This window comes from secondary endosymbiont of Ctenarytaina eucalypti (assembly GCF_000287335.1).
Taxonomy (GTDB): domain Bacteria; phylum Pseudomonadota; class Gammaproteobacteria; order Enterobacterales; family Enterobacteriaceae.
The window spans coordinates 1,340,631-1,352,654 of the sequence record NC_018419.1 but is presented as its reverse complement, the minus strand read 5'-3'; the positions used below and the strand labels follow the sequence as shown (position 1 = coordinate 1,352,654).

The following is a 12,024-nucleotide window of genomic DNA, read 5'->3' as shown; positions in this document are numbered from 1 at the left end:
TGATAGCTATGGTGGTAATACACACATTCCTGAACGATATTACGATGTTTTTCATTACCTGTCACCGGGTTGGTATCTCATTACACTAGCCCCTGCCACCAGAGGAATCATCACAGGCTTTATGTTGTAAAAAAGACCTTACCCTTTCATGATCAATTTCTTAACTTTAAATACTACATACACTGTCTTGATGCAACAAACCTCTATCAAGAGAGTAAATTAGTTTTCGGTCTTTTTCTTTTCTTTATGCTATTATCCATGCGTATCTATTCAATGCCGGCTTTTGGCCAGACAATCTTATATTTTCCTGCTTAAAAATAACGAAAGATGCTATGGTCAAAATCGCAGAAAACCCATTTATCATAATAGATGGCTCTTCTTATCTTTACCGCGCCTATCATGCCTTTCCGCCGCTAACTAATTGCTTCGGAGAGCCCATCGGGGCAATTTACGGCGTAATAAATATGCTTAAAAGCCTGTTGGTGGAATACCATCCAAGTCATTTAGCAGTAGTATTTGATGCCAAGGGTAAGACCTTTCGAGATGTATTGTTTGAGAACTATAAATCCCACCGCCCCCCTATGCCGGAAAATCTTCGGCTCCAGATCGCTCCTCTGCATAAGATAGTTAAAGCGATGGGACTGCCGCTACTGGCCGTCAATGGAGTCGAGGCTGACGATGTGATCGGTACCCTAGCCTTGGCAGCGGTGAAAAACGGCCACTATGTACTGATAAGCACTAGCGATAAAGACATGGCGCAGTTGGTATCGCCCAAGATCACCCTGATTAACACCATGTCGAATACAATCCTAGGGCCAGAAGAAGTTCGGCTAAAATTCGGTGTTCCTCCGGAGCTTATTGTTGATTATCTAGCCCTAATGGGTGACAGTGCCGATAACATTCCTGGCGTGCCCGGGGTGGGGAAGAAAACCTCCCAAGCGCTATTGCGTGGACTAGGAGGACTAAAAACGCTGTATCAACAACTTGATAGCATCAGAACTCTTAGCTTCCGCGGCGCAAAAACAATGGCTGAAAAACTTATTCAGCACCGTGAAGTGGCTTTCCTATCCCACCAGTTAGCGACAATTAAAACTAATGTGGAGCTAAATATACCTTATGAACGGCTCGCAGTTGAAAATCCTAATATTGCATCGCTGATGCTGTTATTCCAGCGTTATGAATTTAAACGCTGGTTAGACGCCCTGAAAGCGGGTAAATGGCTACAAGGTCCTAAAATCCCCCCCTCGCCGTCTTCGCTACGTCTCCTTTCCCACCCCACCTACTCGGAGGCGGCGGGGAAGTCATGGCCAAAAGACGGCTACCAGCTCATTAGCGAAACATCGACATTACAACAGTGGATTACTACTATCCGAAACGCCGGTGCATTTGCTTTCAATATTACAGCCGACGGGTTAGATGCGCTGACAGCCAATTTGGTGGGACTATGTTTTTCTGTGAAACCGGGCGAGACTGCCTACGTGCCTCTTAAGCACTATGATTTAGATGCTCCGATGAAGCTTAACTTAGCGATCGTATTGTCGGCGCTGAAACCGGTCCTGGAAGACCCCGCTATTAGTAAAATCGGCCAAAATCTAAAATTCGCTCGCGGTATCTTGCAACGATACAATATTGCGTTGTCTGGTATCGCTTTTGATACCATGCTGGAATCCTATGTCCTTAACAGCATCGCGGGCGCCCATGATATTAACAGTCTCTCAGACCGTTTTTTACAGATTACCACTGAGCAATGCGAAGGAAGAGAAAGTCAAGGTCATAATCGGGTGATATTTAATCAATGCGACTTACAGCAGTCCGCCTACTATGCCGGTGTAGCCGCCGACTTGATGCTACGTTTACATCAGAAGCTATGGCCGAGTATTCAGCAGACGCCGAAGCTAAAAAAAGTCTTTGAAGTAATCGACATGCCGCTAGTGCCTATCCTGTCGCGTATGGAGTGCGCTGGGGTTCTTATCGATGAAAATATCCTTCTGGCGCATTCAGTGGAGTTAACGCAACGCCTAGAAGCGCTAGAAAAGATAGCGCATCAACTCGCTGAAGAGCCCTTCAATTTATCCTCTACTAAACAGCTGCAAACGATTTTATACGATAAACAGAAATTACCCGTGCTGAAAAAAACTCCTCTTGGTGCCCCGTCCACTAATGAAGAGGTCCTAACGCAGCTTGGGCTGTATTATCAGCTGCCTTCACTAATTTTAGAATATCGCGGCCTAGCCAAGATAAAAGCCGCATACGCCGACAAGCTACCGAAAATGATCCACCCGCTTTCAAAACGGGTGCATACCTCTTATCATCAAGCCGTCACCTCCACCGGGCGCTTATCTTCGAGCGATCCGAACCTGCAGAATATCCCGGTACGTACCGACGAGGGGCGGCGTATCCGACAGGCGTTTATTGCACCAACAAACACGCTGATCGTGTCTGCGGACTATTCTCAGCTTGAACTCCGCATTATGGCACATCTCTCGCACGACCCTGTATTGTTGAGTGCCTTCTTCGCAGGACAAGATATTCACCGTACCACCGCCTCCGATGTTTTTAACATGCCATTGGAGAAAGTGACTCAGGATCAGCGCCGAAGCGCTAAGGCTATAAACTTTGGTCTGCTTTACGGCATAAGCACCTTTGGTCTGGCCCGTCAGCTCTCTGTAACGCAGACGGAGGCGAAAAAATATATGCAGCTTTATTTCGAGCGGCACCCCAGCATTTTAGCCTACATAGAACGCACCCGAAGACAAGCTAGCGATCAAGGTTATGTATCGACCCTAGATGGTCGCCGGCTTTATTTTCCTGATATCCTCTCACACAACCACAGACGAAAGAAAAGCGCAGAACGCGCGGCTATCAATGCACCGATGCAGGGAACGGCTGCCGATATTATTAAACGGGCAATGATTGCGATTGATGAATGGCTAGAGAAGGAAGCACCTCCGGTTCGCATGATTATGCAGGTTCATGATGAGCTAGTTTTTGAGGTACAGCGCGATGAGGTAGAGAGTGCGATATCGCGGATCAAGTTGCTAATGGAAAGGTGTTTTATGCTAGATGTGCCGCTAGAGGTGAAAGCTGGAGTCGGTGAAAACTGGGCAGAGGCTCACTAAATAACTTCACATCTCATCACAGTAGTATATTTTTTAGCGAGATTTTATCATGGCTGTTTATAATCATAGATTATCAAGCTGTCTTTTCGTACATCATCTTATTTCAAGATGCCCTGATTAAAGAGCAGGAGGTGTTTGACTGGTTGGCCGCTAGCAGGGCTTTTTTGACACAACAAAACCCGTTGCTCAGCATGGCTGCCGGCATTAGGTGGTGGGGTATTGTTCACATCGCCATAGCCTGACCTAATTTCACATCATAGTTAGTAGGTAGTGCACATTCAGCACCCAGAATGATGGGAAACCGAACCATGGGCACTCTAGTTATTAGAAGAAGACAAACACCTACTTTTGTTCTTCTAAGTGCGATGAGGTTTCCCACTCAGACAGTACTTTTTCAACGCGTGGTGCTTATCAGTCAGATATTAACAATTACCCAACGTCTTCCTGATTGTTTGGTAACGCTACTTGATTTAATCCAGCATAACGGGTAAATAGTAGTACTGTTCTACAATTTATCAATGTAGATGAGATAGTTTTATCTACTATTTAGTCTACTGCCAGATGGCAATTACACTATGTTTCGTTTTGGTTTAGACCACACTGTCTGATTTTTTATTCTTCTCCATCAAGTTTTTTCAGGCCTATTCCCGTAATAACTGAACAGACAACATCACCCTCAGTTAGCCTTTTGATGCTAATAAAAACCATCTTTCTTCTTTTCATCAAAAAAGAATCGTCCGAAAATTGTCCGTGAATTACAACATCAAGTCAAGAAATTCCCTTGCAAAACTCTCAACGAAAGACTAAGAACCCATAGAATATATGTATTCCCTGGTGATAAACTGATAGAAAAAAGTATTTCACCACACCCCCTAAAAGAAAAACATCGTATATTGATACTGTTCCATCAGAGAATTACTCTGCTTGAAATCTATGTTACAAGGCGGAGCTTAAGTAACATTACCCTATGGCTTTGCCATAGGGGTTCTTGATCGAAATAAACGCCGTCATCTGTCACAGTGATTCGCTGAAATGATGCTTTATTAAGTAGAAACATTTTCTGACAGTCATGAGGATCATGGCCTCTGATGATTGCTCTAGAACATAGCAGCTCATTCGGTACCCCTTAGTTACCGCATCTTTTCTCATTAGCTAAAGAGCGCGATTGTGAAAGTATCTCATTACTTGTTTCCACTATTTTTCTAATCCTTACATGGCCTGGTTACCTGTATGCATAGCGCGGACACCGCCTTGCAACTACAGTTGGCACTGATGTGGCGACGGAGGATTGCTATTACCAATCGCAGGGCGTGATACAGTGCAACCAGGTACTAATAGACTACGGGAGTAGTCGCAAAACGGCGCAAAATCCAGTAGTAAGAGTCCAAAGATGAGCTTTCAGAGATTGCATCAAAAGTTACGTCTTTCCTCTAGCTGTACACTATACCGCCCAGCGATCTTAGCCTGCTCTACGAGACCAACAAGGTAGTGGTAAGCATTACAATCTGGCAGGATTGCGAAAACATGCGCAGTACGGTGCGGTGTGTAAGGGGCTACCGGAAAGAGACGCGACTATATTATTTTCAATATTTACACTAAATCTCATCGCCAGAGTTAGTTATGGGTCTTGACACAACTCTACTCGCTCTGGCTAAACAGGGAATAATGGCCGAAGCATGGGTGCATATCTCTGACGGACTAGGACGACCGCAGCGGGTGTCTATTTCGTACTTTCTATACTCCGGGATCGCCCCTATAGTCTATCTTGAATCTTCTCTGGCGTCCCTCACTTGAGGATTACCACAGTTCTATCAAAATCTAGCTTACCATTGTAGAAATGGTTGTAGAGGCAGATACAACACTAAAGCTATCTTAAAAAGATCCATAAGCGCTTTTCTTCAGGGTAGGATGAAATCCGCACTTCAGATCTACCTCATAGACCGACCTAGTAGTCATTAACGCAAGCATTGCAGACGGAGATTGATGCGGGGAGACGAAAGCTTTGCGATCACTTCAAGTGTTTAGAGATTTATCCTAGTATAATAGGCTAGGCTTTATTTCCCTAGATCTACAACGACGGCATGAAGATAGAGAGTTTAAACTAAAATAATATGACCTGCTACATTTTTGATGTTTCGAGTATGTTTATCAGGTTTGCCACGTCAATACGTTTAAAAGGCATAATTATTATGATCTTATCGCCAACACACGACACACAGTTAAAGCATATAGGCTTGTGGGTCTAAGCAGAAAGCACGCACACCCATTCATCGTCCTGACCATAGATCAACCCCGTTCTCTGGACAACACACGCGCTCCTCAACTTGACTTTGCTGTTCTTCCTTCCCTGCCTGAAACCGATTCACCACATTATTGCTGATGATAAAATCATCGATAGTGGTTGCGCGGAACGCGGGATTGATGCCAGAGACGGTGCCTCATCAACGCGATTTTATGCCGCAGTAAACGATTGTGGAGAGCGTATATCTCCCGGTTAGCATTAGTGACGCATACGTTTTTACATCAATTAGCGTTATCGCTCCAACAACGGCATAAGCAGGGCCCCATCACTCAACGCCAACCTACTAATACCAATCACGCAGACCGCGAGGGGTAACGAATACCCTCACCGCATCTCTACCATATAAATAAATGTGCACTACCTGAAAAACGCTGTGGCCAGGCTTGGGATAGATGATTGATGATCCTTTTATGCTTCAGTTAATTTCGTTGCATGCATTAGCATGAGTGAATGAGCATAGCACTATCAGGACTATTGGTAACCTGATGGCGATGGTATTAGTCGTTTGTAACAGTATCATCGCATTGAGTTTGTCTATAACGTTATCACCTCTTTCTGATTGCGCATTATGCTCATCTGAATTTCAGGAGCAATCTAGAATCCTTTCTAACCAGAAAAATGCTTATTGCAGCCTCTAAACGCTGAGTTTAGTTGGCTAACTTTCAAGTACATTATGACCATCTTTTAGAGGATGCTTTTAATCGTTTGGTCGCTGCTCATGGTGGGTTTTTTGAACAACATAGTCTGATGCTTTTCTGCTAAAAGGACTTAGCAGGATATACTCTTTATCTCTCCTGTCTCGTTTCTCATTAATTTCTTACAGTATGATTGTGCGGTGTAGTAATCAAGAGTTGCACCGCATCAACATAATACACTCCATTGATTTAAAAAAGCTAAACGGCTGAACAACGATCGCCAATTCCTGCTCAAAAAGAAAATAAATTTTGAGAAAAAACTGATTTTCACAATATATGCAACCAGCACTAGATCTCCGCTTAATCGTACAGGATGCATGACAACTACTAAATGATAAAAAATAAAATGGCACATGAGGCTTTCATGTCAACATAAACATGTTAACACCCTCCATCATCACTGATGTGCTCATTGATATCCTGAGCCTGAAAGTTCTTAAGTGAGCAGACATGAAAAATCTAGGATAAACTTGCATCCCTCAAGACAGATAGCGTTATCTGAGATCTGGTAGTGTCTGCAATAATTAATATTATTATCTCTTTGCTGACTGATTACACAGCGATACTAAAGATAAATAGGCTCTTCCGCATTTTATACAGCAGATCCAGGGGGGAAGGTCTGAGAAGCTTCAGATGACAGCGATCAAAATACGCATGAGTCTCATTATGCTCTTTTGAAGAAGAAAATACAGGCGCTTATTATGCGACGAAACGAGCAATACAGAACAGCCGCTATCTTTGATGCCATGAGCGGCGTCATAAGGCCGTTGAAAGCCAGCAACTGCGCAGCAGTCATGCTAGAGATTGACAGCAAGCCGATTCTCCTCATCCCTCAGCGGCTGAAGAATGAAGTTCCACATCACAACACTTCTCGGTGAAGATCTGAAGTCCGAATGACTATAACTTGGAAATGGGTAGGCAATAGAAATAGTCACACACGATTACTTGAATCAAACATGTAAGAAGGACTGCTAGCTCCTATATCGCATAACACAATAGCCTTGCTATCAGTCAGATTCTTGTAACATCGATCTTATTCAACATAACCTAGCAGCATACGATCATGCTTAATTATTCAACATAATCAAGCATCTCACTTATATCAATAATAGATGTAAATGTTATTATTGTAATATTGAGAATCAATTCAACCTGTCGTACATGAGATGCCGGCAGACAGCTATTAAGTTAGTGGAGCCTGAAAAAAATGATAAACTATGTACTAGTCGGTGATGTTGGAGGTACCAACGTCCGGCTAGCGCTGTGTTATTTAAGTACTGGAGAGATTTCCCACATCCATACCTACGCCAGCGATGGTTACGACAACCTGGAAAGCGTCATTCATAATTATCTAATTAGCCAACAAGTTGCTATTAAAGAAGCCTGCATTGCTATTGCCTGTCCGATTAACAGCGATTGGGTTGAAATGACCAACCATTCCTGGGCGTTCTCCATTAAAGCGATGCAAGCTAACTTAGAATTAGAGCAATTAGAAATTATTAATGACTTCACCGCAGTAGCAATGGCCACTCCTATGCTAACAGAAAAAGAAGTTATTCAGTTCGGTGGCCGTCACTCTATTATCGGAAAGCCAATTGCAATTTACGGCGCTGGCACGGGGCTAGGTGTAAGCCATCTTCTCCAAGTAGAGAAGCGCTGGATTAGCCTACCTGGAGAGGGAGGCCATGTAGATTTTGCACCTAACAGTGAAGAAGAGTACAGCATTCTAAATGTGCTTCGGGAGGAATTGGGACATGTTTCTGCGGAGCGAGTACTGTCAGGCCCAGGTTTGGTAAATTTGTACCGCGCTATTGTCAAGGTCGACGAACGCTTGCCTGAAAATCTATTGCCAAAGCAGGTTACTAAACAAGCTCTAGCCGACAGCTGCATCGACAGCCGACGTGCTCTGTCGCTGTTCTGCGTTCTAATGGGCCGCTTCGGCGGCAACCTCGCATTAAATATGGGAACCTTCGGTGGTGTATATATTGCCGGCGGCATTGTGCCGCGATTTTTAGATTTCTTCCGCGCCTCCGGTTTCCGCGCAGCTTTTGAAGATAAAGGGCGCTTTAAAGATTATCTTCTAGATATTCCTGTGTACTTAATCCGTCATGATCAGCCAGGATTGCTCGGTGCCGGTGCCCATATCCGGCAGCTAATGGGCTATCAGCTGTAAAGCTGGGCGGTAAATAAGACTACTCATATCTCTTTTGATGCTCAGGTACTTTGTGTGACATACATTGCAGCCGCTAAGGGGCTTAGAGAGGACTCAATTTAGGTTCATATTATGCGATACAAACGTTACTCGGCATTCCTAATAACGTCATTTAGTTAAAGACTTTTGCACAGGATAATGGGTTCGACGATTTAAGTAAAATACTTACGTAGACTACGATGATTAGAAAAAAGTTTTTAAGGCGGGAGATAGCCGTTAAAATTTTTGTAATCAGACAGAGACAGTTTGTTTTTACCAATTCTTAGATTACGCTTTTCAAGCGTGTAGTGATGCTGCTAGCTTAGAACTAGCTATTATTTTGAACCCAGTCACAACTAAATCAGTAACTTGGTTTTTTTCGGGCTAGAGCATGATGCCAGCAAAGTGTATTTAGGGTTTTTGCAAAACAATAATCATTGTTGTCATTCGATAAAGTTTAAGTGTTTTATGTCACGCATCTTAATTTTTTCTCAATCATTAAATTGATTCGCTGCATGTACATCAACACGTACTTTGTAAAAAAAAGTTTTTAATAGCGCATGCGTCTGTGTATCACCAAGCTTTAAAAAAGGGGGGGGAGAATCTCTGCCATGAGACATACCCAAATTAGTCATTCATGCCTTTATAGCTATACGGAGCGCTGCTTTTAGAGAGCAATAGGCGCCTTCTATTCTACTGAAAGAGGCCAAAGTAGCATGTTTGCTTATAATATACAGTCAGTGCTTAGATGTTGCTAATTCCTGTACAAGGGATATATTCACTCGTTTTTTAAAATTCTGCATCTTATTTCTAGCACCTTATCGGGATGTATCATAGTAGCTAGCTTCAAACCATGAGCTTCACCACATGCTTGCAAATACGTTGCTGAAAAGTGGTCATTATAACTGCTAAAAGCATATTGCCTCTCTCACAAGCTCGCTGGGATAAACTGCTATATTGAGTCTCAAAAAAATTAGATGATTCATCTGAGTTCGGCTGACGATGATGCGTACGCAACAAAAGGATTGCAATAATCATCGTTACAGCGATTAGATGGCTCCCCTATCCCTGGGTTCTTTTTTCGGACGCAGCACCGGGAACAAAATTACATCACGAATAGTATGCTTATTAGTTAGTAGCAGAATCAGACGATCAAGACCGATGCCTAGACCGGCAGTCGGAGGCAAACCGTATTCCAAGGCAGTGACATAATCTTCATCATAAAACATAGCCTCATAATCGCCGGCTTCTTTGGCACAGGCTTGTTCAGAAAATCGGACCGCCTGATCTTCGGGATCATTAAGCTCCGAAAAACCGTTACCAATTTCACGCCCGCCGATAAAGCATTCGAAACGATCGGTAAAGAATGGGTTTGCATCATTTCTGCGTGCAAGAGGGGAAACTTCAGCAGGATAGTCGGTAACAAAAGTCGGCTGAATCAGATGGCTTACAGCGCTCTCTTCAAAAATCTCGTTCTGCACCCGGCCTAAGCCCCAGGCTTTATCTAACTGAATCCCTAGCGACTCAGCAATAGCAGTGGCAGAGAGCATGTCGTCGAGCGATTCTGGAAGCGTTTCCGGTCGAACATGACAAATGGCCTCCTTCATAGTAATCTGGGAGAATGGTTTTCCGAAGTCAAATATCTGATCGCCGTAATGCACAACGTTACTGCCCAATATCTGCTCAGTCAAGGTACGGAACAAATTCTCCACCAACACCATGAGATCGCGATAATCCGCATAGGCCATATAGAGCTCCATCATAGTAAACTCAGGATTATGGTACGGCGAAAGCCCTTCGTTCCGAAAATTACGGTTAATTTCAAAAACTCGCTCAAACCCCCCCACAACCAGCCGCTTAAGATAAAGCTCGGGCGCGATACGCAAATACATATCGATATTCAGTGCATTATGATGGGTAATAAAGGGGCGTGCTGCCGCGCCGCCAGGAATGGTTTGCATCATTGGCGTTTCAACTTCTATGAAGTCCCGATCTATCATAAAACGTCGAATCTCTGCCATGATGCGCGAACGTACTTTAAAGGTTTTGCGTGATTCCTCGTTGGCAATTAGATCAAGATAACGCTGGCGATAGCGGGTTTCTTGATCGGCTAGACCATGAAACTTGTCTGGCAACGGACGCATTGCCTTCGTTAAGATACGGATCTCGTTACAGTGTACCGAGAGCTCGCCGGTGCGGGTTTTAAATAATACTCCTCGTGCTCCTAGAATGTCTCCAAGATCCCATTTTTTAAACTGCTCAGTGTACTGGCTGTTAGGTAGATCATCTTGGGCTACGTACAACTGAATTTTCCCTCCCACATCCTGTAAGGTAATAAATGCAGCTTTTCCCATAATACGGCGACTCATTATACGCCCAGCGACACTAACGTCAATATTTAACCCCTGTAGCTCTTCTTTACTTTTCTCGCTATAGCTAGCATGGAGCTGCTCGGAAACGGCGTCCCGTCGAAAATCATTTGGGAACGCAATTCCCTTCTGTCGAACTTGCGTAAGCTTTGCCCGCCGAACGCGAAGCTCATGATTTATCTCCAGTACCTGAAGGGTACTGTCGCGTAAGCGTGATTCAGACATATAGGTTCCTCATAGCCCCGCTTTAAGACTGGCTTCGATAAATTTATCCAGATCGCCATCGAGCACTGACTGGGTATTACGATTTTCCACACCGGTACGCAGATCTTTAATGCGGGAATTGTCCAGCACATAAGAACGAATCTGACGGCCCCAACCGATATCGGACTTGCTATCTTCTAGCGCTTGCTTTTCGACATTTTTTTTCTTAATCTGGAGTTCGTAGAGCTTAGCCTTCATCTGTTTCAGCGCCTGATCTTTATTTTTATGCTGGGAGCGATCGTTCTGACACTGGGTCACAAGATTCGTAGGTAAATGGGTAATGCGCACGGCGGATTCGGTCCGGTTAACGTGTTGGCCTCCGGCACCGGAGGCACGGTACACATCTATACGCAGATCTGCCGGGTTAATCTCGATATCGATCTCATCATCTACGTCTGGATAAACAAAAGCGGAGCTGAATGAAGTGTGGCGTCGATTACCAGAGTCAAACGGGCTTTTTCTCACCAGACGGTGCACGCCAGTTTCTGTACGGAGCCAGCCATAAGCGTATTCTCCGATAACCTTGATGGTTACCGATTTGGTTCCAGCAACTTCCCCTGGCAACTCTTCAACAATTTCGGTTTTAAATCCACGAGATTCCGTCCAACGCAAATACATTCTTAACAGCATGCGTGCCCAATCCTGAGCTTCAGTACCGCCGGAGCCAGCTTGAATATCTACATAGCAATCGGCGATATCATGTTCACCGGAAAACATGCAACGGAACTCAAACTGCTTTAGCTTGACTTCCAAAGCATTTAGTTCGATTTGGTTCGCAAGTAGGATTTCTTGATCGCCTGCTTCTACGGCTAGCTCTAAAATCCCGATGACGTTTTCTAAACCTTGGGTAAGCGTGTCGATGCTCTCAACAATCGCCGCTAGCGAAGAACGTTCTTTACTCAGGGTCTTCGCACGTCTTGGCTCACTCCAGATGTTCGGCTGTTCTAGCTCAGCATTTACCTCTTCAAGACGTTCTTTTTTTAGATCATAGTCAAAGATGCCCCCTCAAAATACCTGTCCTGTCTAATAGATCCTGAATATGATTTTTGACCGGATTTACTTCCAACATAGATTCATGTACTCA

Annotated in this window: 6 protein-coding genes; 4 read left to right on the top strand and 2 right to left on the bottom strand. The window is 44.1% G+C overall.

All coding sequences use genetic code 11. The features are described 5' to 3' along the window. Positions 1–332 precede the first annotated feature (332 nt). The 4 genes from polA (at position 333) to glk (ending at position 8,289) form a co-directional block, all read left to right on the top strand. Entirely contained in the window at positions 333–3,119 is a 2,787-nt protein-coding gene (gene polA / locus A359_RS03870; protein WP_014888573.1) for a DNA polymerase I, read from the top strand. A 1,620-nt stretch (positions 3,120–4,739) separates the two neighbouring features. Beyond that, complete coding sequence (locus A359_RS04460; protein ID WP_014888571.1) at positions 4,740–4,913, top strand: hypothetical protein; 174 nt, start codon at positions 4,740–4,742, stop codon at positions 4,911–4,913. A gap of 1,904 nt (positions 4,914–6,817) precedes the next feature. After that, positions 6,818–6,994 carry a hypothetical protein gene (locus A359_RS04455; RefSeq protein WP_014888570.1) on the top strand — a complete coding sequence of 59 codons (177 nt, stop codon included), beginning with the start codon at positions 6,818–6,820 and terminating at the stop codon, positions 6,992–6,994. Between the two features lie 329 nt (positions 6,995–7,323). Then, positions 7,324–8,289, top strand: coding sequence for a glucokinase (glk, locus tag A359_RS03865; protein ID WP_014888569.1), 966 nt, complete (start codon positions 7,324–7,326; stop codon positions 8,287–8,289). Positions 8,290–9,356: 1,067 nt separating this feature from the next. Here glk and lysS read toward each other — a convergent pair. Further along, positions 9,357–10,901, bottom strand: coding sequence for a lysine--tRNA ligase (gene lysS / locus A359_RS03855; protein WP_014888567.1), 1,545 nt, complete (start codon positions 10,899–10,901; stop codon positions 9,357–9,359). Between the two features lie 9 nt (positions 10,902–10,910). After that, a protein-coding gene (gene prfB, locus A359_RS03850) for a peptide chain release factor 2 (RefSeq protein WP_160142737.1) occupies positions 10,911–12,009 on the bottom strand; the annotation gives its coding sequence in 2 pieces (ribosomal slippage) (positions 10,911–11,933 and positions 11,935–12,009; 1,098 coding nt in all). Positions 12,010–12,024: the final 15 nt, after the last annotated feature.

Coding starts and splice junctions, on each gene's coding strand:
- polA (WP_014888573.1), top strand. CDS start 333: ATGGTCAAAATCGCAGAAAACCCATTTATCATAATAGATGGCTCTTCT.
- A359_RS04460 (WP_014888571.1), top strand. CDS start 4,740: ATGGGTCTTGACACAACTCTACTCGCTCTGGCTAAACAGGGAATAATG.
- A359_RS04455 (WP_014888570.1), top strand. CDS start 6,818: ATGCGACGAAACGAGCAATACAGAACAGCCGCTATCTTTGATGCCATG.
- glk (WP_014888569.1), top strand. CDS start 7,324: ATGATAAACTATGTACTAGTCGGTGATGTTGGAGGTACCAACGTCCGG.
- lysS (WP_014888567.1), bottom strand. CDS start 10,901: ATGTCTGAATCACGCTTACGCGACAGTACCCTTCAGGTACTGGAGATA.